General features: G+C 63.0%; 24 protein-coding genes, 1 other RNA gene and 2 pseudogenes. 16 read left to right on the top strand and 11 right to left on the bottom strand.

All coding sequences use genetic code 11. From position 1 onward, the window contains the following. Positions 1–187: 187 nt before the first annotated feature. The 3 genes from A9W99_RS17045 to hisN all read right to left on the bottom strand — a co-directional run bounded on the left by A9W99_RS17045 (position 188) and on the right by hisN (position 3,707). Entirely contained in the window at positions 188–1,390 is a 1,203-nt protein-coding gene (locus A9W99_RS17045) for an acyl-CoA dehydrogenase family protein (protein WP_067380368.1), read from the bottom strand. Between the two features lie 28 nt (positions 1,391–1,418). Further along, positions 1,419–2,837, bottom strand: a complete 1,419-nt coding sequence (locus A9W99_RS17040) for an acyl-CoA dehydrogenase family protein (RefSeq protein ID WP_067380365.1) — start codon at positions 2,835–2,837, stop codon at positions 1,419–1,421. An 81-nt stretch (positions 2,838–2,918) separates the two neighbouring features. Continuing rightward, entirely contained in the window at positions 2,919–3,707 is a 789-nt protein-coding gene (hisN, locus tag A9W99_RS17035; protein WP_067380362.1) for a histidinol-phosphatase, read from the bottom strand. Between the two features lie 23 nt (positions 3,708–3,730). On the opposite strand from hisN, the gene A9W99_RS17030 reads away from it, so the two are divergent. Both A9W99_RS17030 and A9W99_RS27345 read left to right on the top strand, forming a co-directional pair. Further along, entirely contained in the window at positions 3,731–4,084 is a 354-nt protein-coding gene (locus A9W99_RS17030) for a hypothetical protein (protein WP_067380358.1), read from the top strand. A 149-nt stretch (positions 4,085–4,233) separates the two neighbouring features. Next, positions 4,234–4,514: pseudogene (locus tag A9W99_RS27345) on the top strand (group III truncated hemoglobin); the annotation flags it as partial. Positions 4,515–4,538: 24 nt separating this feature from the next. Here the strand turns inward: A9W99_RS27345 and A9W99_RS17025 are convergent. Beyond that, complete coding sequence (locus tag A9W99_RS17025) at positions 4,539–4,970, bottom strand: pyridoxamine 5'-phosphate oxidase family protein (protein WP_067380355.1); 432 nt, start codon at positions 4,968–4,970, stop codon at positions 4,539–4,541. 256 nt (positions 4,971–5,226) lie between these two features. Continuing rightward, positions 5,227–5,553, bottom strand: a pseudogene (locus A9W99_RS27825) (NAD(P)H nitroreductase); the annotation flags it as partial. 268 nt (positions 5,554–5,821) lie between these two features. Here A9W99_RS27825 and A9W99_RS17015 point away from each other — a divergent pair. Then, positions 5,822–6,022, top strand: a complete 201-nt coding sequence (locus tag A9W99_RS17015) for a hypothetical protein (protein ID WP_067380349.1) — start codon at positions 5,822–5,824, stop codon at positions 6,020–6,022. Between the two features lie 9 nt (positions 6,023–6,031). Then, complete coding sequence (locus tag A9W99_RS17010; RefSeq protein ID WP_067380346.1) at positions 6,032–7,615, top strand: FAD-binding oxidoreductase; 1,584 nt, start codon at positions 6,032–6,034, stop codon at positions 7,613–7,615. Between the two features lie 99 nt (positions 7,616–7,714). Here the strand turns inward: A9W99_RS17010 and A9W99_RS17005 are convergent, their stop codons facing one another. Next, positions 7,715–9,073: an FAD-dependent oxidoreductase gene (locus A9W99_RS17005; RefSeq protein ID WP_067380344.1), complete on the bottom strand. Its 1,359-nt coding sequence runs from the start codon at positions 9,071–9,073 to the stop codon at positions 7,715–7,717. Between the two features lie 149 nt (positions 9,074–9,222). Between A9W99_RS17005 and prfB the strand changes: the two genes are divergently transcribed. The 9 genes from prfB (at position 9,223) to ssrA (ending at position 16,441) form a co-directional block, all read left to right on the top strand. Then, positions 9,223–10,329: a peptide chain release factor 2 gene (gene prfB / locus A9W99_RS17000; protein WP_067380894.1), complete on the top strand. Its 1,107-nt coding sequence runs from the start codon at positions 9,223–9,225 to the stop codon at positions 10,327–10,329. Continuing rightward, the gene (locus A9W99_RS16995) at positions 10,319–11,290 is read left to right on the top strand and encodes a mechanosensitive ion channel family protein (protein WP_156623145.1); all 972 of its coding nucleotides are present in this window, start codon (positions 10,319–10,321) and stop codon (positions 11,288–11,290) included. Before prfB ends, A9W99_RS16995 begins: the two co-directional genes overlap by 11 nt. A 2-nt stretch (positions 11,291–11,292) precedes the next feature. Next, positions 11,293–11,772: a hypothetical protein gene (locus A9W99_RS26160; RefSeq protein WP_082930067.1), complete on the top strand. Its 480-nt coding sequence runs from the start codon at positions 11,293–11,295 to the stop codon at positions 11,770–11,772. 44 nt (positions 11,773–11,816) lie between these two features. Then, complete coding sequence (gene ftsE, locus A9W99_RS16985) at positions 11,817–12,506, top strand: cell division ATP-binding protein FtsE (RefSeq protein WP_067380890.1); 690 nt, start codon at positions 11,817–11,819, stop codon at positions 12,504–12,506. Next, positions 12,507–13,400, top strand: a complete 894-nt coding sequence (gene ftsX, locus A9W99_RS16980; protein ID WP_067380336.1) for a permease-like cell division protein FtsX — start codon at positions 12,507–12,509, stop codon at positions 13,398–13,400. Between the two features lie 4 nt (positions 13,401–13,404). Continuing rightward, positions 13,405–13,896, top strand: a complete 492-nt coding sequence (gene smpB, locus A9W99_RS16975; protein ID WP_067380333.1) for an SsrA-binding protein SmpB — start codon at positions 13,405–13,407, stop codon at positions 13,894–13,896. Positions 13,897–13,944: 48 nt separating this feature from the next. Further along, positions 13,945–14,790: a maleylpyruvate isomerase family mycothiol-dependent enzyme gene (locus A9W99_RS16970; RefSeq protein WP_067380330.1), complete on the top strand. Its 846-nt coding sequence runs from the start codon at positions 13,945–13,947 to the stop codon at positions 14,788–14,790. Positions 14,791–14,943: 153 nt separating this feature from the next. Beyond that, positions 14,944–15,906, top strand: a complete 963-nt coding sequence (locus tag A9W99_RS16965) for a hypothetical protein (RefSeq protein WP_067380327.1) — start codon at positions 14,944–14,946, stop codon at positions 15,904–15,906. 167 nt (positions 15,907–16,073) lie between these two features. Beyond that, positions 16,074–16,441: a transfer-messenger RNA gene (ssrA, locus tag A9W99_RS16960) on the top strand. Positions 16,442–16,454: 13 nt separating this feature from the next. Here ssrA and A9W99_RS27335 read toward each other — a convergent pair. Both A9W99_RS27335 and A9W99_RS26155 read right to left on the bottom strand, forming a co-directional pair. Beyond that, positions 16,455–17,066, bottom strand: a complete 612-nt coding sequence (locus A9W99_RS27335; protein WP_253869947.1) for a site-specific integrase — start codon at positions 17,064–17,066, stop codon at positions 16,455–16,457. 498 nt (positions 17,067–17,564) lie between these two features. Beyond that, positions 17,565–18,029, bottom strand: a complete 465-nt coding sequence (locus A9W99_RS26155) for a helix-turn-helix transcriptional regulator (protein ID WP_082930052.1) — start codon at positions 18,027–18,029, stop codon at positions 17,565–17,567. Positions 18,030–18,153: 124 nt separating this feature from the next. Here A9W99_RS26155 and A9W99_RS16950 point away from each other — a divergent pair, with 124 nt between their 5' ends. From A9W99_RS16950 to A9W99_RS16940, 3 genes are all read left to right on the top strand, one after another. Then, positions 18,154–18,384, top strand: a complete 231-nt coding sequence (locus A9W99_RS16950) for a hypothetical protein (RefSeq protein WP_067380324.1) — start codon at positions 18,154–18,156, stop codon at positions 18,382–18,384. Beyond that, positions 18,381–20,726 (top strand): hypothetical protein, encoded by a 2,346-nt coding sequence (locus tag A9W99_RS16945; protein WP_156623144.1) that lies wholly within the window; start codon positions 18,381–18,383, stop codon positions 20,724–20,726. The genes A9W99_RS16950 and A9W99_RS16945 overlap by 4 nt, the downstream gene beginning before the upstream one ends. Before the next feature lie 526 nt (positions 20,727–21,252). Further along, entirely contained in the window at positions 21,253–21,525 is a 273-nt protein-coding gene (locus A9W99_RS16940) for a hypothetical protein (RefSeq protein ID WP_156623143.1), read from the top strand. Positions 21,526–21,853: 328 nt separating this feature from the next. Here A9W99_RS16940 and A9W99_RS26650 read toward each other — a convergent pair whose 3' ends face one another. The 3 genes from A9W99_RS26650 to A9W99_RS16925 all read right to left on the bottom strand — a co-directional run bounded on the left by A9W99_RS26650 (position 21,854) and on the right by A9W99_RS16925 (position 25,879). Then, a complete protein-coding gene (locus A9W99_RS26650; protein WP_172828893.1) occupies positions 21,854–22,717 on the bottom strand; it encodes a carbohydrate kinase in 864 nt (287 codons plus the stop codon). A 161-nt stretch (positions 22,718–22,878) separates the two neighbouring features. Next, positions 22,879–23,982 carry a hypothetical protein gene (locus tag A9W99_RS16930; RefSeq protein ID WP_082930051.1) on the bottom strand — a complete coding sequence of 368 codons (1,104 nt, stop codon included), beginning with the start codon at positions 23,980–23,982 and terminating at the stop codon, positions 22,879–22,881. Beyond that, positions 23,975–25,879 (bottom strand): hypothetical protein, encoded by a 1,905-nt coding sequence (locus A9W99_RS16925; protein ID WP_067380310.1) that lies wholly within the window; start codon positions 25,877–25,879, stop codon positions 23,975–23,977. Before A9W99_RS16925 ends, A9W99_RS16930 begins: the two co-directional genes overlap by 8 nt. Positions 25,880–25,885: the final 6 nt, after the last annotated feature.

Below are 25,885 nucleotides of genomic sequence, written 5' to 3'. Positions count from 1 at the left end.
CGAGATCAGCCGGCGCTCATCAGGCGCGCGACGACCCGCATGGCGCTGCGGCTGACGGTGTGTCGGAGCTCTTGGCGCAACTGCATGACGGCATCCGCGACTGATTCGCGGCGAGCGCTAGCGCGAGCAGACACAAAATCCCCCCAAAATCGTTGATTTCGAGGGATTTTGCGTCTGCTCGCCGTGGCTACTTCAGCTCAGACGACGACAGGCCCAGCAGCCGGCGCGCGACTACCAACTGCTGGATCTGCTGGGTGCCCTCGAAGATGTCCAGGATCTTGGAGTCGCGGGCCCACTTCTCCAGCAGCGATTGCTCCGAATAGCCTGTGGTGCCGGCCAATTCAACGGATTTGCAGGTGACGTCGCTGGCCATCCGGCCGGCCTTGGCCTTGCTCATCGAGGCTTCTTTGGAGTTGGGAATGTTGTTGTCGGCCTGCCAGGCCGCCCGCAGCGACAGCAGGTAGCTGGCCTCCCAATCGGCCTCCATCCGCAGGAACTCGGCCGCCGCAGCGCTCTGCACATGGGCCGGCCGGTCGTAGTCGATCTCCACCCCGGCATTGGTGAGGATCTTGCGGATTTCCTCCAGCGCGGCACGACCGATGCCGACGGCCATAGCCGCAACGATGGGCCGGGTGTTGTCGAAGGTCTCCATCACCCCGGAAAAGCCCTTACCGACTTCGATTTCCGGGTTGCCTAGCAGATTGTCTTTGGGAATGCGGGCGTTGTCGAAACGGATCACCGCGGTGTCGGATCCCTTGATGCCAAGCTTGTGCTCGAGACGCTCCACGGTGACACCGGGGTGCTCACGCGGCACGATGAATGACTTGATCGCCGCTCGGCCCTTCGACTTGTCCAGCGTGGCCCACACCACGATGTGGGTGGCCCGTGACCCCGCGGTGACGAAAATCTTCTCGCCGTTGATGACGTACTCGTCGCCGTCCAGTGTCGCCGTCGTCGTGACGGCTGCCGAGTCCGACCCGAACCCGGGCTCGGTGATCGCCATCGCGGCCCACACCTTGCCCAGCCGTTCCAGTTGCTCATCGGTGGCCACGGCGGAGATGGCCGCATTGCCCAGGCCCTGATAGGGGATGGACAGCATCATCGCCACATCGCCCCAGCTGGCCTCCATCGACTGAACCAGCGCGGCCATGTTGGCGCCGTTGTGGTTGTCGTCTTTGTCCTCGCTGTCGCGCAGCGCATCGGCTCCGGCGAAGCTGAACGACTCCGACGCTCCTTCGAACAGGCTGATCAGCGTGTCCAGCTCGACCGGGTAGGCGTGTTCCTTCAGGTCGTACTTGCGGGCGATGGGCCGCACCATCTCCGCGACGCCCTGATGCGTTTTGGTGATCACCGCTTGCAGCTTGCGCGGTAGCTCCAAATTGATTGCCATGACTGATCTTTCGATTGACCGAGTAAAACTAGATGAGAACTACGCCCTCGGCGACGCCGATGGCCCGCAGGTCGCGGTACCAGCGTTCGACCGGGTGCTCCTTGGTGTAGCCGTGGCCGCCGAGCAACTGCACGCCGTCCAGACCGATCTGCATGCCCTTGTCGGAGCCGAGCCGCTTGGCCAGCGCCGCTTCCCGGGCGAACGGCAGGCCCTGCTCGGCGCGCGACGCGCCGCGCCAGGTGATCAGCCGCAGCCCGTCGAGCTCGATAGCGATGTTGGCGCACATGAACGCAACGGCCTGACGATGGGCGATCGGCTCGCCGAATGCCTGGCGTTCCTTGACATACGGGACGACGTAGTCGAGCACAGCGTGCGACGTACCCACCGCAAGTGCGGCCCAGCCCAGCCGGGACAGCGCGATCGCCTCGGAGTAGTCGGCGTCGGTTGCCTCATCCTCACCGAGCCGCGCGTTCAACGGCACCGAAACCCCGGACAGCTCAACCTGACCCAGGGCCGCGGCACGCACACCCATACTCGGATCCGCCCTGACCGTCAGGCCCGCACTGGACGACTCGACGATGAACAGCGCCGGCTTGCCGTTCAATTGCGCGGCGACAATGAACAGCTCGGCGTTGGCGGCCGCCGGAACCAGCGACTTCACCCCGTCGAGTCGGTATCCGCTCGGCGTACGGGTCGCGGTTGTCTTGAGCCGGGTCGGATCGAACAACGCATGCGGTTCGGCGATGGCCACGCAGGCTTGCGGAACATTCTCTCCCGCAAACTCTTTCAGGTAGGTGGCCTGTTGGTCGGCGCTGCCCCAGTGGGTCAGCGCGGACGCCACCCCGCCCGGGGCCAGGATGGGCAGCGCCAGACCCATATCGCCATAGGCCAGCGCCTCGCCAACCAGCACGTTCGTCACGCTGGAGCGATGTGCGGCAATGCCCTCGAAGTCCTCGGGGATGTTGATCGCGGTGATCCCCAGCTCAGTGGCTTTGGCGATCAGATCGGGCGGGTAGGTCGCGGCGTTATCGGCGTCGTGCGCCGCCGGCCTCAGCATCTCCGCGGCGAATTCGTTGACGGTTTCGACAATCAGCTTCTGGTCGTCATCGGGCGTCAGGTCGAAGTAGTTCTTGTCGCTCGACTTGAGCCGGGTCGGTGCGCCACGCAGGTTCTGCACCCGTTTGAACTGACGGCTGGTCGCACCCATGGTGGAGAACATCTTGTTCACGCCATAGCGCAGTGACCGGTTGAGTGGATCGCGCAAGTGGTATTTGTCCAGGAACTCCTGACCCACGAGCGGCGTCAGCAGTGCCAGCGAGATGTCGATGCCGGTCCGCTTGTGCGGCTGCAGCCCGACGCCGGTCTTACGGCCGCGCCGCGTGCGGCGGGAGGGGGATTTGCCCGACGGAGTATTCGACGCCGGAGAAGCAGGAAGTGTGTTCGTCATGTAAGCGGCCTCGGTTGTTGGGGCGATGCCAACCACCGTATCTTACTCCGGAGTAAGATAGCTAGTGTCGTGTTAATAAATTCACACGTGGGAGGCGTTGAGCCTGCTCAGGACCTGCTCGTGTAATAGCCCATTGCTGGCCACGGCACTGCCGCCGTGCGGGCCGGCGGTGCCGTCCAGGGCGGTGAATTGCCCGCCGGCCTCAGACACCAGCACATCCAGGGCCGCGAGATCCCACAGCGACACCTCCGGCTCGGCGGCGATGTCGACGGCGCCTTCGGCCACCAGGCAGTAGGACAGGAAGTCGCCGTAGGCGCGTACCCGCCATACGGCGTCGGTCAGCTCGACGAAGCGTTCGCGCAGGCCCAGCCGCGCCCACCCCGACAGGCTGGAAAATGACAGGCTCGCCGCGCCCAGCTCCGCCACCGACGACACCGACAGGCGCCTGGGCGATGCGCCCTCGACCGTTGCGAATGCCCCGTGGCCGCGCGCCGCCCACCACCGGCGCCGCAGTGCCGGCGCACTGACGACGCCGACCGATGGGACGCCGTCGTCCAGCAACGCGATCAAAGTGGCCCACACCGGCACTCCCCGCACGAAGTTCTTGGTGCCGTCGATCGGGTCGATGACCCATTGTCGCCCGCTGAAAGTGCTTGTACCGCCGAACTCTTCGCCGAGGACGCTGTCCTCGGGCCGCTCGCGCGCGAGCGCCTCGCGCAGCGCCGATTCGACCGCACGATCGGCGTCAGTCACCGGCGTCAGGTCCGGCTTGGTGTCGATGTGCAGGTCGAGTGCGCCGAACCGGGCGCTGGTCAGCGTGTCTGCACGGTCGGCCAACGTCAGCGCCAGCGTCAGATCAGGGGACCTCATCCCTGCAGTCCTACCATTGTTGGATGTGGGAATTCGCCGTCGTGCTCCTGTTGGTCGCGATTTTGGTCGCGATTCTTGCTCCGCGGTTCATTTCGGGTGGTCCCCGAGGTGCGACGGCGGACGGCACGCTGCTGATCACCGGAGTGAGCCCACGGCCGGACGCCAGCGGTGCGCAATATGCCACCATCGCGGGCGTCATCAACGGACCGACCGTCGACGAGCACGCGACATATCTGCGTACGGCCGTGGATGTCGACCAGTGGCCGACCATTGGGCAATCGATGCCGGTGGTGTATTCGCCTAAGAACCCGGACAAGTGGTGGTTCGCGCCGCCAGGGCCGCCGTGGCGCTCCGGGCCGCCCGGGTCCGGGTTCTGAATCAGCGACTTTGGAAGCTGTCGGCGACGCTCTGCAACAGTTCAGGGTGCCGCAGAAACGGCGTGATGATTTCGCGCCACCGGGTAGTTCTCCACCGCCAGAATCGCTTTCAACGGATCTACCACGGTGATCCTGCGGACCCACCTAGGCGGGCTAGAGGACTGGACGCGCACATTCCGACGATGTGCGACTTCTGGGAAACCGTGCTGTTTCGCGCAGGGCGCTACCGGGGCAGCGCACTGGCTGCGCATCGCGACGTGCACCACCGGACTCCACTGTCCGGAAGCCATTTCATGTGCTGGCTGGGAGCTGGTAGGACACGGTCGACGAGTTGTATCGGGGGCCGGCAGCCGAGCGCACGAAAGTTCAGCCCGCCGGGATTGCGTGGGCGATCAACCGCCGGCTCACGGGAGTCGATGCGCGCGAGCTGGACGCCCCTGCTCGCGCGGTGATTTCAAGACGCAAAACTTGCGTGCGGGTCTGGTTCGGGACCGAACCTGAACTGCCGCCCGGTGATCTCGGAGGGCGTCACCCTGACGAAGTGAACCTTTGGGGTCGCGGTCCACGGGATCAATTGCGCGCGCTCGGCTTCCGCGATCTCGGCGTCGGTGCGCAACAGCTTCGCACGGCCCCGGACGATCACACTCCAGCCTTCGGCGACGTCGTGGTCGTCGGCCTCGAAGAGCACGGTGTTGCTGGCCACGGCGGAGAACAATTTGGTGCCCTCCGCGGTCCGAAAGAGCACGGTCCGCCCCTGGACTGCATAGTTGACCGGGAAGATCTCCGGCTCGCCGGCAAATGTGGTGACTAGTCGGCCCAGCGCGACGCCCCCCAACCGTCGCCAGCTTTCGTCTTCGGACAGAACGGTAACGGGCTCCTCGGCCATGGACTCAACCTTTCTCAATCGGCTAACGAATCTCTAGCACACTGTCCAATGGCCGCCGCGCAGTCCGGGCCGGAAGATCTTCATTGGCGGCGTAATTCCTGCGCGGATCAAGACCTGCGGTTCGCCGCGATTGCCGATGAGGCCGCGCACGATGCCGCGAGTCCGGCTCGTCTCGATCAGACGGGCAGGTCGCCAAGCCGGGTACAGGCATCACAGCTCGCCGAAAACCCTTCGGCGCGACGATGCGTCTATCTGAGGCGCGGTTTCGCTGGCCGTCCGTGACGTCCTCGATCGGGCTGAAATCGATTGTGGCCGAACGCGCGACCTTGTTGGCGTTGGGAAACCGGGTGATGTTTGTTCGCCACTGCGCAGCCGTCAACGCGACGCGCAGGTGATCTAGCGCAGCGCCACCACTCAGGACAGCCTCTCGACCGGAATGGTTTGCGGCAGGGACGGTTTGGCGGTGATCGACGAGCAGGTGGACGGCGCGGCCGTCGGCGATCCAGTGCCAGGGTTGGCTATTGTGCACGGACGCTGCGGGGCAGGCGAGCAGGACTGCGTTCCTGAGCTCCGCGATGTCCACGTGCTTCACGGTACGAACGCATGGTCTGCGTCAATAGGGCCATTGGTCATCTCAGCCAATCACTTGAGTCCAGCAAGTAATTCATTGCTTACTGGGCCGGACCCACTGATGCTGCGATCTGGTATCACCCGCGCTATCGAATTCAATAACCGCGACACGGTCCTCGTTCTGGTAGCCGAGTGGCAGGTGTGACGAGCTCGCCAGTTCAGGCGTCCGGGTCATCCGGCAAAAAACGGCGAAAACCAAATTCTCTGGCATTCTGAATCCCATGGGCAAGGAAATCGATCGGATCCGGGCGACGAGTGCGCTCGAAGTGATCAGGCAGCACCCCGGACTGACGCTGTTCGCGCTGTCGCCGCTGATCGGGTTGGTGGCCGTCACGTGGATTTTGGCCGGTGCCGGCTGGGGGATCGCCCTGGCCCTGGTGCTGCTCGTCGCCGGCGGAGCGCTCGTCGTCGTCAAACGCTGACGTCGCCGCATGCGTTCGTGGTGGGGTTGGGGCACAGTCGAGGACGCGCTCTCCGAGCAGGAGACGCGGACCTTGGAGTCGCGCGTCGCCGAGATGCTGCCCGGCCACGACCTGACCGATCACCGGCCCCCGAACCCCAACGAGCTCGGGTTGGCGGCCCCGCGGATCGCTGCGCCGCCCTCGCTGGCGAGTCTGTGTTCGGCCGACCCCGCGGATCGGGCCGGACACGCGCGCGGCAAGGCGTTTCGTGACGTCGCGCGCAACCTGCACGGCTACCTCGACCACGTCCCCGACCTGATCATCCGGCCGCGCCGCGAACAGGACGTGGTCGACGTGCTGGATTGGTGTTCGCGACAGGGGATTCCGGCGATTCCCTACGGTGGTGGCAGCTCGGTGGTCGGTGGGGTGGAGCCACGATTCGACGGTCCGGCGGTAACGGTGGACGTCTCAGTCATGAGCTCAGTGCTGGAAGTGGACCGGGTCAGCCGCGCCGCGCGCATTCAGGCCGGAGCGCTTGGTCCGTGGATCGAGCAACAGCTGCGCCCGCACGATCTGACACTGCGACACTTTCCGCAATCCTTCGGTTTCTCGAGTCTCGGCGGCTGGCTGGCCACCCGAGCCGGCGGGCACTTCGCGACGCTGTACACCCATATCGACGACCTGACCGAGTCGTTGCGGGTGGTCACTCCGGCCGGGGTCAGCGAGTCACGGCGACTGCCCGGATCCGGTGCGGGGCCGTCGTCGGACCGGTTGTTCCTCGGCTCCGAGGGCGCGCTCGGCATCATCACCGAGGCGTGGATGCGGCTGCAGGACCGGCCGCGCTGGCAAGTGACGGCCTCGGTGGCATTCAACGATTGGACTGCGGCGGTGGCCGCGACCCGGACGATTGCGCAGGCCGGTCTGTACCCGGCCAACTGCCGGCTGCTGGATCCGGCCGAGGCGTTTCTGAATGCGGGCACCGCGGTCGGCGGCGGGCTGTTGGTGCTCGCCTTCGAGTCGGCGGACCACCCGATCGACCCCTGGCTCGACCGGGCCGTTGAGATCGCGGCCGGACACGGCGGCACAGTCATCGCCCGTCGCAGTCGCGAAACACCAACTGACACAACCGGAAACGACGCTTCATCAACCTGGCGCTCGGTGTTCCTGCGGATGCCCTACCAGCGTGACGCCCTGGCCCGGCGCGGCGTGATCGCCGAGACTTTTGAAACAGCTTGTACCTGGTCCGGATTCGACGCCCTGCATGCAGCGGTGACCGACGCGGCGCGTACGGCGATCGAAAAGGTCTGCGGGGCCGGGGCGGTGACCTGCCGGTTCACCCACGTCTACCCCGACGGGCCGGCGCCGTATTACGGCATCTACGCCGGGGGACGGTGGGGCTCACTCGAGGCGCAGTGGGACGAGATCAAAGCCGCAGTGTCCGAAGCGATCAGCACTAACGGCGGCACCATCACCCACCATCACGCGGTCGGTCGCGACCACCGACCGTGGTATGACCGACAGCGCCCGGACCCGTTCGCGGCGGCCCTGCGCGCGGCCAAGTCCGCGCTGGACCCGGCCGGCATCCTGAACCCCGGCGTGCTCGTCGACCTGTAAATGGTCGCGGCCGCTTCGCCCGGCTCCGCCGCGCTTGCGACCGCTTCGATCTGTAAATGGTCGCGGCCCGCTCCGCCGCGCTTGCGACCGCTTTGGTGGTCAGCCGTGGCCGACGCGCAGCAGCTCGGCCAGATTCGGCAGCTTGACCCGCGGGCGCCCCTGCGGTTCTCCGGCGGCGCGCTCAAAGCGGTCGATGACATCCCAGTGCGCCGACGTGATCAGCTTCGGCTGCCGTTGGGCCAGCCACTCCGTCAGCTTGTCGGCATGGTCCGGTGGGAAATCCGCCAGCTCGGCGCCGCCCAGATCGGACAGCAATGTGTCGACGGTGTCCTGTGAGTCCTTCTTGTTGGTACCGATCACGCCCGTCGGCCCGCGCTTGATCCATCCGACGACGTATTCGTTGCGGCTGCTCTCCACCCGGCCGGCGGTGTTGGGAATGGTTGCGTTCTTTTCGTCGAACGGCAGCCCCGGGGTGGGCACGCCGCGGTAACCCACCGAGCGCACCACCAGCTGAACCGGCAGCTCTTCGCGCTCGCCGGTGTCCCTGGCCGTGACTCGCCCGCTCTCGTCGGTGACAAGCTCGTTGCGGCCCAGCACAATCCGCTCCACTTTGCCGTCGCCTTTGATCTCGATCGGCGACGTCCGGAACCGGAATACCATCCGTCGATGCCCCGGGCGTGGCTCGCGACCGGCGTAGCCGCGCAGCACGGCGATGTTCTGCTTGCAGACCTTGCCCACCGCGGCCGCGTCCTCGTCGCTGATGCCTTCCAGCTCCGCCGGATCGAGCACCACGTCGACACCTTCGAGGTCGGCGAGCTCGCGCAACTCCAGCGTGGTGAACGCGGCTTGCAGCGGCCCGCGCCGCCCGACGATCACCACTTCCTCGACCCCGCATGGCCGCAGCGATTCCAGCGCGTGATCGGCAATGTCGGTTTCTGCCAACACCTTGGGGTCGGTGATCAGAATGCGTGCCACATCGAGCGCGACATTGCCGTTGCCGATGACCACCGCCCGCGCGCCCGACAGGTCCGGTGCCATCTGCTCGAAGTTGGGGTGGGCGTTGTACCACCCCACGAAGTCGACGGCGGCGATGCTGCCCGGCAGATCTTCGCCGGGAATGTTCAACGCGCGATCGGACTGCGCGCCCACGGCGTAGATGACGGCGTCGTACTGCTCGGCCAGTTCGGCGGACTCGACGTGCTCGCCCACGATCACGTTGCCGAAGAACCGGAAGCGGGGGTCGGCGGCGGTCTTCTCGAATTGTTTGCTGATCGACTTGATCTTGGGGTGGTCGGGCGCGACGCCGGAACGCACCAGCCCCCAGGGCGTCGGCAGCATTTCCAGCATGTCGACGGCGACGTCAATCTCATCGGACGCATCGGCGGCCTTCAGCAACGATGCCGCAGCAAAGAATCCCGACGGCCCCGAACCGACGATCGCGACGTGATATGGACGCATACTCAACCTTCTATTTGTGTCCGGCCGCGACGCAAAGGGCTGAGAGGGGCTGGGCGTCGCAGTCTCGGGCTGCACACGATTGCCATTTGATGCTAAACGGTGCGCCGCTGGTCGCGGCGCGAACAGGGGCGCCGGTAACGTGGGCGGCTGTGGAACCCGACCGTCAAGCCGACATCGCCGCCCTCGACGCCACCCTGACCACGGTGGAGAGGGTGCTCGACGTGGACGGTCTGCGCAGGCGCATCGAGAAGCTCGAAGTGGAGGCTTCCGATCCGAAATTGTGGGACGACCAAGCGCGGGCGCAGAAGGTGACAAGTGAGTTATCCCACACCCAGGGGGAGCTGCGCCGGGTCGAGGAGTTGCGGCAACGCCTCGACGACCTGCCGGTGCTCTACGAATTGGCGACCGAGGAGGGCGAAGCGGACGCGCTGGCCGAGGCTGACGCCGAGCTCAAAGAGCTGCACGACGAGATCGAGGCCGCCGAGGTGCGCACCCTGCTCTCGGGTGAGTACGACGAGCGCGAGGCGCTGATCACCATCCGTTCCGGTGCCGGCGGCGTGGACGCCGCAGACTGGGCCGAGATGTTGATGCGGATGTACATCCGTTGGGCCGAGCAGCACAAGTATCCGGTCGAGGTGTTCGACACCTCCTATGCCGAAGAAGCGGGAATCAAGAGCGCCACCTTCGCCGTGCATGCGCCGTTCGCCTACGGCACGCTGTCGGTCGAGCAGGGCACCCACCGGCTGGTCCGGATCAGCCCGTTCGACAACCAGAGCCGGCGGCAGACGTCGTTCGCGGAAGTCGAGGTGCTGCCGGTGGTGGAAACCACCGATCACATCGACATTCCGGAAGGCGACGTGCGGGTAGACGTCTACCGCTCCAGCGGGCCGGGTGGCCAGTCGGTGAACACCACTGACTCGGCGGTGCGTTTGACCCACATCCCAACGGGTATCGTCGTGACTTGTCAGAACGAAAAGTCGCAACTGCAGAACAAAGTTTCCGCGATGCGAGTGCTCCAAGCAAAACTGTTGGAGCGCAAGCGTTTAGAAGAACGTGCAGAGCTGGACGCGTTGAAAGGGGAGGGCGGCAGCTCCTGGGGTAACCAGATGCGCTCCTACGTCCTTCATCCGTATCAGATGGTCAAGGATCTGCGGACCGAGTACGAAGTCGGCAATCCGGCGGCCGTCCTGGACGGAGACATCGACGGGTTCCTGGAAGCGGGAATCCGGTGGCGCAACCGAAAAGATGACGACTAATACAACTGTGCTCGCAATATCGATGGCGCAGCGCTGGCACGATTTCTGGCGCGGCCACTTCGGCGACTGGATCATCAACCGTGGCCTGAGGATTGTCCTGCTTCTCATCGGAGCGGTGCTGGCGGTCCGCTTCGTCACGTGGGTGGCCCAACAGATCACCCGGCAGCTCGACGAGGGCTTCGCGGAAAGCGATGCGCTGGTGCGATCGGAGGCCACCAAACACCGTCAGGCAGTGGCTTCGGTGATCTCCTGGGTGTCGATCGTCATCATCGCCATCGTCGTCATGCTTCAGATCGCCGACATCCTGCGGTTCTCGGTGGGTGGTCTAGTGGCACCGGCGACGGTAATCGGCGCGGCGCTGGGCTTCGGCGCTCAGCAGTTGGTCAAGGACCTGCTGGCCGGCTTTTTCATCATCGTCGAGCGCCAATACGGCTTCGGTGATCTGGTCAAGCTCACCATCGTGGGTTCCACGACGGACGCGACCGGCACCGTCGAGAATGTGACATTGCGGGTGACCAGGCTGCGTTCTCCCGACGGCGAAGTGTTCACCGTTCCCAACGGGCAGATCGTCAAGTCGATCAACCTGTCCAAGGACTGGGCCCGCGCAGTGGTGGACATCCCGGTGTCGACCAACGCCGATCTGAACCGGGTCAACGACGTGTTGCACCAGGAATGTGAGCACGCGCTCGACGACAAGGTGCTGGGCGAATTGCTGCTGGACGCCCCGACGGTGATGGGCGTGGAGCGGATTGAACTCGACACCGTCACCCTGCGGCTGGTCGCTCGCACATTGCCCGGCAAGCAGTTCGAGGCGGGCCGGCAATTGCGGGTGCTCGTCCTGCGTGCGCTCGCCCGCGCCGGCATCGTGACCGCGGCCGACGCGACGGTGGGCCTGGTCGAAGATCCCGCGGTGCCCGCCGCCGAGGCGGCGGAGGAGAAAACTCCGGGGCCGGTGCGCTAGTGGTGAAGTTCACTTTCAAGATCCTGGAGAAGAACAACGACGACGAGGCGAACCGGCGCTGGCCTGGTTACATCTTCGGCGGCCGGGTCCGCACTTCCACGGTTGCGCTGATCTTGGCGTTCCTGGCGGTGTGGTGGGTCTACGACACCTATCGCGCGGAGCCTTCGCCCAAGCCTCCGCCCGCCCAGGTGGTGCCGCCGGGCTTCGAGCCCAACCCGAACTGGACCTGGGTGCCGCGCGAGCGAGTGGACCCAAAACCGTCGACCGTGACGATCACCCCTACGCCGACGACCACGAGCGCGACGGAGCCGAGCCCGCCGAGCACGACCACCACCCCGTCCACCCCGCCGTGCCTGTTACCTGCGCCGTTCTGTCCGGCGACGACGACTCCGACCACGACGCCAGCGCCGACGACAACGCCGCCACAGCAACCCATGCCGGGGCCCGGTCCGGCGCCCACCCCGTCGCGCCCGGCGGGCTGACCGTCGCGACCCGGCGAAAATCACCGCTACACTGGCGACCCGTGATGATCACGCTGGACCATGTCAGCAAGCAGTACAAATCCTCGGCACGTCCGGCGTTGGATGACGTCAACGTCAAGATCGACAAGGGTGAGTTCGTTTTCCTGATCGGCCCGTCGGGCTCGGGCAAGTCGACGTTCATGCGGCTCCTGCTGGGTGCGGAGGCGCCTACCACCGGCGACGTCCGGGTGTCGAAGTTCCACGTGAACAAGTTGCGTGGCCGCCACATACCGAAGCTGCGTCAGGTGATCGGCTGCGTCTTCCAGGACTTCCGGTTGCTCCAGCAAAAGACCGTGTTCGACAATGTCGCCTTCGCGCTCGAGGTGATAGGCAAGCGCACCGACACGATCAACCGGGTGGTGCCCGACGTGCTCGAGACGGTGGGCCTCTCCGGCAAAGCCAACCGGCTACCGAACGAGCTGTCGGGTGGCGAACAACAGCGCGTCGCGATCGCCCGGGCCTTCGTCAACCGTCCGCTGGTACTGCTGGCCGACGAGCCCACCGGCAACCTCGACCCCGACACGAGTCAGGACATCATGGATTTGCTCGAACGCATCAATCGCACCGGCACGACGGTGGTGATGGCAACTCACGACCACCACATCGTCGACGCGATGCGGCAGCGCGTGGTCGAGCTGTCACTGGGCAGGCTGGTTCGTGATGAACAGCGCGGCGTATACGGGATGGATCGTTAAGTGCGCTTCGGCTTCCTGTTCAACGAGGTCGTCACCGGCCTTCTTCGCAACATCACCATGACCGTGGCGATGATTCTGACCACCGCGATCTCGGTCGGCTTGTTCGGCGGCGGGCTGCTGGTCGTCCAGTTGGCTGAGCACTCGCGGGCCATCTACCTGGATCGGGTCGAATCCCAGGTGTTCTTGACTACCGACGTCTCGGCCAACGACCCTGCGTGCGACGCCGATCCATGTAAGGCATTGCGCGGGAAGATCGAGGCGCGCAAGGACGTCAAGTCGGTGCGGTTCCTCAATCGCGACGACGCCTACGCCGACGCGATCCGCAAGTTCCCGCAGTTCAAGGACGTGGCCGGGAAGGACTCGTTTCCGGCGTCGTTCATCGTCAAACTGGACAACCCCGAAGAGCACAAGGATTTCGACGCCGCAATGCAGGGCCAGCCCGGGGTGGACCACGTGCTCAACGAGAAGGAACTGATCGACCGCCTGTTCGCGGTTCTGAACGGCCTGAGCAACGTCGCGTTCGCCGTTGCCCTGGTCCAGGCCGTCGGGGCGATCCTGCTGATCGCCAACATGGTTCAGGTTGCCGCCTATACGCGGCGCACCGAGATCGGCATCATGCGCCTGGTGGGCGCCAGCCGCTGGTACACGCAGCTGCCTTTCCTAGTGGAGGCCATGGTGGCCGCGACGGTCGGCGTGGGCATCGCCATCGTGGGCCTGCTCGTGGTTCGGGCGTTGTTCCTGGACAGTGCGCTGAGCCAGTTCTACCAAGCCAACCTGATCGCGAAAGTCGACTACATCAACATCCTCGACATCACGCCGTGGCTCTTCCTGCTGGGCGTTGCGATGTCCGGGTTGACGGCGTATGTGACATTGCGCATATACATGCGGCGGTAAAGCGGTGGCCGACAAGCCTTCCGGCAAGCGTGGTGGCAGACAGATCATCGCCACCAATCGCAAGGCGCGGCACAACTACGCGATCGTCGAGCTCTTCGAGGCCGGGGTGGCGTTGCAAGGCACCGAGGTGAAGAGTCTGCGCGAGGGCCAAGCCTCGCTGGCCGATGCGTTCGCAACGGTTGACGACGGCGAGGTGTGGCTGCGCAACCTGCACATTCCTGAGTATCAGCACGGCAGTTGGACCAACCACGATCCACGTCGCAACCGGAAATTGCTGTTGCATAGGCGCCAGATCGACACCCTGATCGGCAAGATTCGCGACGGCAACCTCGCCCTGGTGCCGTTGTCTCTGTATTTCTCCGAAGGGAAGGTGAAGGTCGAGCTCGCATTGGCGCGCGGCAAGCGAGCCTACGACAAACGTCAGGACATGGCCCGCCGCGATGCCCAGCGCGAAGTGGTCCGGGAACTCGGCCGTCGGGCCAAGGGCATGAGCTGATCGCCGCGGGTTAGCGCGATTCGACGCCTCGCGGCTTACGATCCGACCATGGCCGACCGACCCCTCACCACGCTCGACAAGTCCGACGTTTTGTCCGGCCTCTTCGAAGTCTGGGATTCCATCGACGCGCTGCTCGACGGGCTGCCCGAGTCAGGGTGGCAGGCACTAACGCCGCTGCCTGCCTGGAACGTGCAGTCGGTGGTGTCGCACATCATCGGGACCGAGTCATTCCTGGCCGGCGTCTCCCCGCCCGAGCCGGACGTGGACGTCAAGGAACTCGATCATGTACGCAACGACATCGGCGCGTTGAACGAATGCTGGGTGCGGCATCTCAGCGGGGAATCGGGTGCCAGCGTCCTCGAGAAATTCCGTTCGGTGACTCGAGGACGCCGCGAGGTCTTGCCTCGCATGTCCGACGACGAGTGGAACGCGCTGACCGTGACGCCGGTGGGTCCGGAGAGCTATGGGCGGTTCATGCGGGTGCGGGTTTTCGACTGCTGGATGCACGAGCAGGACATCCGGATGGCACTGCAGCGGCCGTCGTCCGACGACGAACTCGGCGGGCGCGCGTCGCAACTGTCGCTCGATGAGATCGAAGGCACCATGGGGTTCGTCGTCGGAAAGCGGGGCAAGGCCCCCGACGGTTCACGAGTTCTTTTCGAGCTGACCGGTCCGCTTTCCCGCGACATCCGGGTCAGCGTCGACGGCCGGGCCCAGGTGGTCGACGACTTCGGTGGGCAGCAGCCGACGGCGACCATCCGGCTCGACGGGCTGCAGTTCACCAGGCTCGCGGGCGGGCGGCCGATGTGTCCGGCGCGCAGCCAAGACGTCGAGCTCGGTGGTGACAAGGATGTCGCGGCGCAGATTGCCGAGCGCCTGAATTTCGTGATCTGAACGCATCTTTCGCGATACGGAATGACCGATTAGTCAATGCGACCTACGTCACAACTGGCTGTTAAATGTTGAGGCTGCGGCCAGCCGGGGTAGCCGAAAGTTACGGGCACATCTCGCGCCGACAACCAATCGTCAACCCCAGGAGGTCTACTGATGACTGCACCCGATACCTCGAGACTGCTGGCACAACTGCGCACTCTTCTCGATCTGACCAGCACCGAGATCCAGGTCGCGGAAACCCGGGTCGCTCAGGCGCGCACCGAGGCCGTGCGCCGTGAGCTCTCGCAGAACGCCGCCCATGGCCGCGAGCGCGCAGAAGCGATCGAGCGTGCGATACGGGACCTCGGCGGCTACCCCGACGTGATCGGCCCGTTCCTGGGCCGCGCCGCCGCGGCGGTCAAGGCGCTGACCGAACAGGCCCAGCCGTTCGATGAGGCGCTGTTGGGCGACCTTGCGCTGGAAGACCAGCTGCTGGACCGGGCCCGTTACGCCAAAGCTTTGGCGGTGGCCGCCGAGCGCAAGGACATTGTGGAGCTCGCCGACCGGTTGATCAGCGCGCACGCCGCGACCGTGGACTGGCTGACCACAGTGTTGGCCGAAGACGCCCTCGGGGGACCGGCCGCACTTCGTCGCACCCCGCTGCAGGCAGCCGCCGGCACGGCGGTGAAGTTGTTCAACCTGCCGGCGGCGTGGTCGGCGCGTGGGCTGGACAGGGCCGTCGACGCAGTGCGCTCCACCGGTCCCGCGGTCAACGACCTGATCAAGCGTGGCGGGAACGCCGGCGAAATCGCGGCGAAGGCGCTTTCTGCTTCGCAGAACGCCGCTCTGAAGGCGGCCGAGCGCGTCACGCGCGCCGAGGGCGCCAACCGAGTCGCCGACACGCTGCACTCCGGGCGCACCGCCGTCGGCGTTCTCGACGCTCACGAGTTGCCGATCAAGAACTACGACGACCTCAACGTGAACGACGCGGTGGCCGCGATCAAAGAGCTGACGGCCGCCAACGACGTTCGCGCGATCATCGCCTACGAAGAGGCGCACAAGAACCGGCAACGCATCGTCTCCGCTGCGCAGACCCGCGTGGCTGCCATCGCGCAAGACGTGGTCGGCATCAGCTAGCCGGCCAACGCAGCCAGTCAGTCGAGCGGCCTCCGGAATCGATCGGGGGCCGTTCGGCTTTGGCCGGCCCGGCCCCGGAAGTTAATTGCGTTGCCGCGTGTTGATTCCGGCGTACCATTGATGGTCCTGCCGAAAATTGGCGGGGATGCTCGAAGCAGCAAAGACAAGGGGCTGAAAGGTTTCGACTTCGCGCATCGAATCAAGGGAAGCGTGCCGGTGCAGGCAAGAGACCACCGTAAGCGTCGTTGCAACCATATAAGCGCCGATTCACATCAGCGCGACTACGCTCTCGCTGCCTAAGCGACAGCTAGTCTGTCGGACCGGGAACGCCCTCGACCCGGACCCCGGCATCAGCTAGAGGGATCCACCGATGAGTTCGGTCGCGGGACTCATCGGGACAATCACAGCGACTGGGATCGTCATCCTGGCTAGTTCGCGGGACCAGGAGATCCGAGCAGAGGCATAGCGAACTGCGCACGGAGAAGCCTTGAGGGAATGCCGTAGGACCCGGGTTCGATTCCCGGCAGCTCCACAAAAGAAGAAGCAGGTCAGGGTATATTTTGGTCTTGGCCTGCTTCCTTTTTGGGCACAATTTGGGCACATTCTGAAACGAGGTCGTCCATTTTGTCGGCCACATCGTCGAGGTCATCAGGGAACAGATGCCCGTATTGATCGAGCGTCATCGTCGCCGTTTTGTGCCCAAGCTGGGACTGCACCGTCTTGACGTTGGCGCCGGAGGCGATCATCAACGACGCCGCCGTGTGCCGCAGTTCATGGACGGTGACCCGAGGGAACTTCTCATCTGCCGCCTGGCACCGTTTGACCGCCGCGCCAAACCAGTGCGTCGTCGTTGGGGGCCGCAATGGCTGCCCATCGGACCTGCGCCACAACAGTTCGTCGGGAGACTTGCCGACCATTGTCGGCGCGAGCAGCTTGAGCACCGAAGTCGAGACCGCCACCGTGCGCGCTGTATGCGTCTTGGTGGTGCCGATAATCGTCTTGGCGTTGACTTTGGACGCCGATCGTTCCACACGAATACGGCCACGACTTAGGTCGACGTCACGGACCCGAAGCGCGGCCATCTCGCCCCAACGGAGGCCAGTCGTCGCGAGAAGCAACACGATCTCGGAGTGTTTGGACTCGTCGGCCAGCGTCAACACCTGCGCTGCGGTCAGGTAATTACGGGTCTTCGGTGTCTTGCGGGGAAGCTTGACACCTCTGGCTGGGTTGGCAGCAAGTCGTCGGTCGGCCACCGCATCGTCGAGGATGCCTGCGAGCACGGTGTGGGCATGGGCCACGGACGATGCTGAGAGCTCAAATTCGGCGACCCACGTTTGAACCTCAGTCCGACGAATGTCCACGATGCGGCGGCGACCCCATTTTGGTTCCACGTGGACACGCCATACCGATTCCAAGCGCGCCGACCAACTGGCTTTATGGTGCGCCTGGCGGGCAAGCCATTCCTTCCCCAACTCGCCGACGGTGACCTCACCGAGCGACGGCGAGACGTAGTTGCCGGTGAGCTTCTCGACTCGACTGTGTTGGCGAACGCCTCGGCCGCGCGCTTGGTGGTAAATCCACGCTTCTTCGTTTGTGTGTGATGCGGAGTTCGGTAGCGGACCATGTAACGGGTTGCGCCCTCTGAGGTTTGATATCTCTCAATCGTTGCCATTTTCGGCCTCCCGATTGAAATCAGCAAAGGCGACAGTGATCCCAAGGTCGGCGACAGCCCAATCCGGGGTGGAATCGAGACAGAGACGGTAATTCATTGTGCCGTCAGTCTCGCGAAAAGGTGCCGCGCGCAGAACATCCCACAGTAAGTGCGCGGGTTCGGACGGTCGACACGTTGCTTGTACCTCATCATGCCCAGCTGCCGTGTACGGCATCAAGAATCGAAGCGGCGAAACCCCTAGTGCGACCGCCAGGGCCATAAGATCGTCAACGTCGACGCGGCGAGTCCCCCGCTCGATCTTGTCAAGTGCGGTATGCGTGAGCGGACGCCCAGCGTCGGCTAGCCGGGCCGCCAGAGCCCGGAGGCCGAGACGATGGGCTTCACGAATGCGTTTGACGTTTTCGGCAACAGTGTCAGCGGTTGGTCCACGCCGAACAGCGTTAGTACCCATGTTGGATACAGTACGTCCGCAAGTTAATCTTGCACAAGTGCGGCATGTCGTGCTGCAATAGTGTCATCATAAACGGAACGATACGTACTCAATTTGATTACACCAGGATTGCGAGGCTCGGCTGATGACCATTGTTCGGCAGCTCAACGATTACGGGGAGGACGAGCTGATCCCCGCGAGTGCTATGTCAACGCTGTTTCGAGGAACGACGACCCAAACCTGGGCAGCGCTGCGGCACAAAGGGAACGGACCTGTATTCGTCAAAGTGACGCGACGAATTTACTACCGGCGCCGCGATGTTGAAGCCTGGCTTATTGGCAATCGACGCGAACGCACAGACTTGCCCGCATCGTGATGACACCCGACAGCGGCAAAGACGACGCGACGGAAGCCAGTCAGGTCGACTTCGGGCAATTGTTGGCGATGATCGGCCACACTGAATCTGATCGAATAGCGATCTGTTCCAAGCCCGTCGGCGGAGAGTTCATGGCAACGGTCGTCACGGGTATTCGCGAGGCGGTCGAGTTTGTTAACACGCTCCGCCAGCCGACGGACGTCTGGTTCGGCGTCAATAGCCGGCGCTCAGGACTACAGCGGGGACAGAAGGGCTCCGCCGCAGATTGCGTCGACTTGGTGGCGCTTTGGGCCGATCTCGATGTGGGAGAAGGAAAGTGCCCCGATTACGCGACATGCGATGCGATCATCGATGACCTGTCCGAGATCCTCGGAACTGCACCAGTGGCTGTCGTGCACAGCGGCCATGGGCTTCACCCGTACTGGCGGCTAAGCGATGAGGTAGACGAAAACTTTGGTATTGCCTCTGCAAGAGAGCTCATGGACCGATGGGGCAACCTAGTCCGTGCCGTCGCCGCCAAATATCTCGTAGCCAAGATTGATAACGTGTTCAACCTCGACCGTATCCTGCGAGTACCAGGGACGTTGAATTATAAGGACGGCCAGAAACCATGCGAGGTCATCGCACGCCGACATGGCGGTGAGCCGATCAGCATTGCCGAAGTCATAAGCGCGCTCGACAGATTCGGTATCGGACACGACGAATGTGCGCGCGCTAATACCGCGGTTGTATATGCCGATGTCAACGGTGACGATGAGAACTCGGCATCGTGGGTGAATAGTGACGCCTACCAGACGTTCTCGCCGGAATGTCTCGTTGAGCGGGTAAAGAATGCAGCTGACGGGCGCCGCAACACCACTCTGTTCGGAGCAGCGAAAGACGCGGCGCGCCAAGGTGACCTCAGCGAAGACCTGATTGCAGGCCTGACCTCGGCGGCTCGGAAGAGCGGGCTGGCGGAGGCTGAGATTTCTTCAACTATTCGATCAGCTGAGTCGTCGCCCGATATAGAGCCGACCCAAATCGATGAGGACGCATTTTGGGCTGCACGCGACGAACTCCGCAGATTGCGGCAATTCGCGCGAGCGCGACGGGTCGGGCCCTGGGCGGTGTTTGGCTATGCCTTGGCCCGGGCCGTAGCGGTGATACCGCCGACGGTCGTACTGCCGCCCCTTGTGGGCTCCCATGCGAGCCTGAACATGTTTGTCGCGCTGGTCGGCCCCAGTGGCGCCGGTAAGGGTGGCGCGAGCGGAGCTGCCGCCGACTGGCTCGACACTGACGAGGATGTCTTCACTGCCACGGTGGGCAGCGGTGAAGGTCTTGCGAAGGTATTCGCCTTCAAACAACGCGTCGGCAAAACGGGACCCTGGGTACAACACGGGCTACGCGCGGCGGTGCTGTTCGACGCTCCAGAGGTCGACAATCTGATCGCACTGACCAACCGCAACAGCGCGACCCTATTGCCGCAGTTGCGATCCGCCTACAGTGGCGAGGAGCTCGGCTTCTCCTATGCCGACCCGGCCAAGGCTGTGCGATTGTGCGCGCACCGCTACCGGCTGTGTCTGACCGTAGGTGTGCAGCCGGGACGCGGTAGAGCGCTTCTTGACGACGCCGACGGCGGAACCCCACAACGGTTCGTGTGGCTGCCGAGCGACGACGCCGATGCCCCTGATGAAGTCCCCGATCTACCTGCTGGTCGTCATCTTCCGCGGTGGCCGCAACAGGTTGGCCATGGGGTGACGCCGACAGCACCGCAAACCCAGCTGGATATCCCGGTCACACCAGCCGCTCTGCGTGAACTTGGGGTTCCTGATGTTGCAAAGCGGGCTGTCGATTTCCACCGGGTGGCGATGCTGCGCGGTAGTGCGGCCGATCCGCTCGACGGACACAGGTTGTTGTGCCGATTAAAGGTTGCCGTTGGACTTATGTGGCTCGGCGGCCGAACCGACCAAATCTCTGACGACGATTGGCATTTGGCAGGAATAGTCATGGCGGTATCCGATCGCACCCGTCGTGGCGTCGTAGCTCTGCTGCGGTCCAAAGCCAACGCGGAGAATCTGTCCCGCGGCCGCGCCGAAGGAGTGCGAGAGGCTGTCAAGAGCGGGGTGGTGCGAGATAGTCAGATACAACGCGTCGCCGACAAAATAGTCCGGAAGCTAAAAGAATCCGGCGGTGAGCTCGCGCGGTCAGAACTACGCCGTGCTATTAGGTACGGCGATCGAGCCCACTTTGACGACGCCGAAGCAATTCTGGTTGATTCTGGGCGCGTCGACAAGCTGCCGTCGGTCAATAGCGGGCCCGAGGGCTTTGTACTACGGCTGAGCGGTGAGGAAGCCAGCAAATGAGGCAAGGGTGTGGGGGTGGCGTTGCCTCCACCGTGTACAGGGTGGACACGGTGTACGCGGTAGCGGAAAGCAGCTTGCGTAGGTTGAGAGTTCCAGCACGAGAAATGGAATCTTATCAATCGCGTGCGAGCCACCGTTTGAACGCTCTGGCTCAGGAGGTACACCTTGTCCACGGTGAACACCCTGACGTCTCGATGAAGCGTCGCCGGCGACAGCAATCCGCTATGGCACTGATGCAGAACAAATCGCATGACTTACTCAGCGGCGGCAGCGGATGTGGCCGAATCGGACGGAGATGAGGATGAGTGACCTATCGAGCACCGAACCTATCGATCGGTGGGCCCGGAGTGCCCATCCAGAGAGACGTTGCACCGCACATCGGAAGAATGGAGACCGATGCAAGAATGCTGCACGCCGAGGAACCAACGTGTGTGATTTTCATGGTGCGAAGGCGCCGCAAGTGAAACGCAAAGCTCGGCAGCGTATCGAGGAAGCCGCGGACCGGATGGCTTGCGAGCTGCTGAAGATGGCGACCGACGCCAATGTAACTGATTCGGTGAAGCTTGCGGCGATCCGCGACGCACTCGATCGGGCCGGGCTTGCGGCGAAGAACGCAGTCGAAGTAGAAGTCGGACCTCCGAAGCCGTACGAGCAGATACTCGACAACCTCATGGTGCTCGAAGGCGGCTCGCGCGCTGAATTCCGTCGATCGCGAGTTGCCCTTGAGGCGCACCCTCGGCGCCACATCGGTAATGATGACCAGGGATTGGCCGCTTCAATCGACGCCGAGGTAAATTGATAATCCGATTAGCCGATTCGATCGCGCCGAACAAGCGCACGATCCGACGAAGCCTAACGTAGTTTCACTGACAACGGTGCGGCTGCACGATCTGCATCACAGCATTCCCAGCGCCTGGATCACAGCATTCCCAGCGTCTGGATACAGGCCCGTGTGCCAGTGCCCAAGTACTACGTGGCGGAAGCACAGCAGCTCACATTCAGTGTCGATGTTTTCGAGATTAGATTACCGCGATATCGACAATCTGCCCTGCCGGATTAACCGCTGCGCAACGGTTTTCGCTATCCGACGCTGTGAAAACGGCTGGTTCGCGACGCAAAACCAGCACTTAAGCAACATCGCACTTCGGACAGTGTAAAAGGCTGAGCGGCGCCTCCCGCTTTTCGAATGCCCGGTTGGCTAGTGCGGTCTTTCGAACGCGCGTCATCAGTGGCGCATTGGCGGCCAGGCTGGAGTACATGCCTCCCCGAGCGCCTTCGAATGCGCAATTCCAGGCGGCGAGCTCTTGCCCGTACACAAGCCCGTCCTTAATCTCGGTGAGCGTCGAACTTTCGAAGGTGGCTCGTCCTCCGGCTGCCATCGTTGCGATCATGCCGGCCGTACACCAATCTCCGGAGCCGCACGAGTCAACAGTGCGGGCAGCGGGGACTGCCTCCAAGGCGCGCCACCCGTCGTGACGCTTGCGATGAGGCGTCCTGTAGCGCAATCCGTGCATTCCGAGGGTCTGAACCTCGAGCATCCGATTATCAGCAGGACTTTCGTCAGCCAGGTCGGAGATGCGCTGGTTAGAGTACTTCACCACATGCGACAGTTCGAGCGCTTCTGCGAATAAGCGTTGGTCGCCACGGCCCGATGGCTCGAAGAATACTAACGCGCCGGAATCCGAAGCGAGGGAAGCGAGTTCGAGCGTTCCCCGGGAAACTCGGTCAAAGAAGAAGACTGATGTTCCTGGTAGGGCCGATTGCGCTTGTTCGACAACCTGTCGGGTGACAGGTTTAAACGATGGAAGCCAACCACCACAACGAAGGCACTCCCATGAGAATTTGTGAGTAGCTTTGCCTTGCATTGAACGCCGAACTTCCTGAACAACGATGGGTGTGTCCGAGACTGGTGTGCACCCAGCTAGATCGAGATGCACGCCCCATCGACCTAGGTCGGCGCGCACGCGCTGCGAGGCGGCGTCTTCATTCATCCTTGCAATCGGGTATGAATCCCAACCGTGCCACGACAAGATCGTCATTACGTTGCCGCACGTGCCACCGGCCCATGCTTGAATCGGGACGCTTGGATCGGAGCTGACGACGAGATCGAGCGCGACTAGTCCCGCGCCCAAGATCTTCGGTCGACGGACACTCACTTGTCGGACCCCTTCCTTAAGGCGGGTCGGTTATTAAGGTACGCGTCACCCTCCAACCAGAGGTGGACCAACATCGGATTTGCATCAGGCAAAGTCGCGTCCTCGTCCATTTCGTAAGCTTCGGCCTCAAGGTACGCGACTGGCAGATCGCGCTCGATGCACGCGATCAGCGATCCCAGAGCCATCAGCTTGCTACCGGTTGGCGAGACGATGATGGTCGACCCGCCGTTGCTCTCAAAGACCGGACGCCTGAGATCATCAATCCGCAAAATGGTTCGGTAGACGTCAAGCGGATCTCCTTCGTCTGCATAGACCAGGTTTCGACTGTCGACTTCCCAGACTTCCAACAGCTCATCGCGGAACTCGATCGTCAGCTTGTCAGGGAGCCTGGGGTCGCTGGCGGGGAAGGGGACGATCGGACAAGTATCGTCCGGTCCGACGAACTCGTAGATTCGCCCCAATTCCTGATTTCCGCGGAATGCCAATTGCGGCATCCATAGCTTTGCTGGCTCGGGATCTCGGTCAACGCCCTGTTCGGCGCTGAACCCGTGGACCCAACCTGGCCGGTCTCCGGCGATCGGTCTAATGGCGGTATCAACAGCGGGATTATGAGCAACTGTGATGTGTAAATTGGTCTTGAGTCCGGAGTCAAGGATTCGATCCACAAGTAGCCGAATCATCGGGAAGCTAGTGCCGATGGACAGTGCACTGATGTCTACGACAAGCTCGTCGACGCTATCGAGCGATAGCTCTTGAACCTTGGCGGCAGTTCGCCGGCCGCCGACGAGGGCGCCATCATCATCAAATACTCGGATGTCAACAACCGACAACTGCGGGACCACCGCAAGGAACGACTGCAGATTTGCTTGAGCGGCAGACTCGAGCTCATCTGACGGTGACGGTCGCTCCTCCTTGATCAATACTAGGTCGAGAGTCGCGCCTGAATTGATCATCTGTTGCGCAGCGACGCACGCACGGGGATCAAAACCAGCGCCAGCGATCATGAGGACATGCTTCTCCTGAAAGTATTCGGCGATGAATTCGTGCGCTTCGTCGCCCCGGTTTAGGACGCATTCGTCGTATCGTCCCGCCTCATGCACTGCGCGTGGCTCCCACCGCTCGAAGCATGTCATCGACCTCGCGCTCGAGGAAGCCGCCGCGTTTGAGCGTCAACCCAGTGCTAACGGTGACGGGTCCGCCGAGCTCGATTAGGCACCACTCTCGTCCTTTGGTGGAGTGCTTCGGTTTTAGTACGACTGCGTTGTAGGCAACGGCATACTGAAGCACTCTGGCGAGGTCGGCATGCTGTCGCGGTAGTTCGTCGAAGTCCTCTTGCGGAACACCCCAAGCGTTCGCACCGCCCCCAAGCGACGCGTTACCTTCGAGGCTTCGGTCGAGACATTCGGCGGCAATCGCATTCGTCAGCCGCCTAACTTCTCGGTGATGGGGGAAGTCCCACGAGTCGATCAGCTCGACAGCTTTCTTGGTTATGAGCCGATGCTGGTCAGCAATTGAGATCGTAGGTTGTTTGCCTCGAACTAGCTGGGTCTCCGCTTGGGCAACCAGACGGGAAGCGAGTTGGAGAAATTGTTCAGCATTCTCGGTACTGGCATCGCATAGCGCGTCGAAGCCGACGTAGTAAGGCACGTTGGCATCATGAAGAAGGCGTATTCGAGCCCCGTCGATCAAACTTGCGTCAACCGTGATCGGCTTGTTCGGCTCGATTTCATCCCCGACAAAGACATCTAGCGCGAGTTGGGGCGTTCGTTTTCCGTACCGCTCGAGCACAATCGCCGTTGCCGCAAGAACCAGTTCAGGGCTACTAAGATGTGACTTGGATGCGTCCAAATACTGCTCCACCTTGGCCACCAACTCGGCTCTGCGGGCGTCGGATGCACCGACTCTTCGCTGGATCACGTCAACCCGATGTTCGAGTTCGGCCAGCTTTGCGTCTGAGATGGTGACCCTGTCTGTGGCAAGAAGGTCTGCAAGATCGGTGAGACGCCGCCGATTGAAGGTGTCCATTTGCGCTAGGTAACGACTGGACATGTCCTTGGCCATCTTTCGAAAAGCAGGTCGACTCTGCTTACGATCAGTTGGCTGCATGCGGATATCTGTGATTACGCGGTTTCTCTGCATGGCCGGGTCAGAATCGTTTCCCAACACGTGCGCTGGTTTGAGAGCGTCGAGGCGCGTTAAGATCCACCTACCAACTCGCATCTCCCTCTGGGCGAGCCACCGTTCGATCCGCTCGTACTGGACGGGATGGAGTGAGTGCGCGTCATCAAAGATTGCGAGTGGTATGAGCGAGACTGTTTCGCGATCTAGCGGCACATTAATCCGTTCGATTACATCGAACGGGTGGTAGGCATCTCCTATCGCAGCCGCGAGCGTGTCCAGCTTGGGTGGTACTAATGCGCGGACGATTTTATAAATTGCACGCTCGACATCTCTTGCTCGAGTGAGCACTTGGTCGCCTCGACGTCCGCCGATTTGTTCCAGCGCGGCCTCGGCTCCGGTGCGTGCCTGGATCGTGACCTTCTCAAGAGCTGTTCCTGCATCGCCGAGCTGCCGCAGCCACCGAATTACTGCACGGGCTTGAACGAGCGTTGTGGTGAGCGACGTCCGCACCTCGTCCGGGTAAGGGAATTCCCAAAACTCGCGATACTCAGACTCGAGAGGCACGCGAGCTCCAAGAATTTGCGGTTTGAGGTCGGTGAGCACTGCACATCTAGTTAGCGCATCGGAAAGCGATCGGTAGGTGCTTGCGTCGCGATGACGTACCAGTGACTGAACCGTCGAATACTCGAAGAGTCTCGCAAGAGTCGTCTTGCCGCTGCCTGGCGTGCCAGTAACGATTGCGAGGCGGTCGTAGAGTGATCCGTTCCGTGCATGACGCTCGAAGAATGTGATGACAGGCTCTGGAGTCACGACCGCGAGAAAGGCTTCTGTATCAACTAGGTACTCGGTTGCTCGCTTTTCAAAAGGGTTCGCCATAACCCC

This window comes from Mycobacterium sp. 1164966.3 (assembly GCF_001665395.1).
GTDB lineage: Bacteria > Actinomycetota > Actinomycetes > Mycobacteriales > Mycobacteriaceae > Mycobacterium.
Note: the sequence above shows the minus strand (reverse complement) of the source record. Positions and strands in the feature narration are given on the sequence as shown.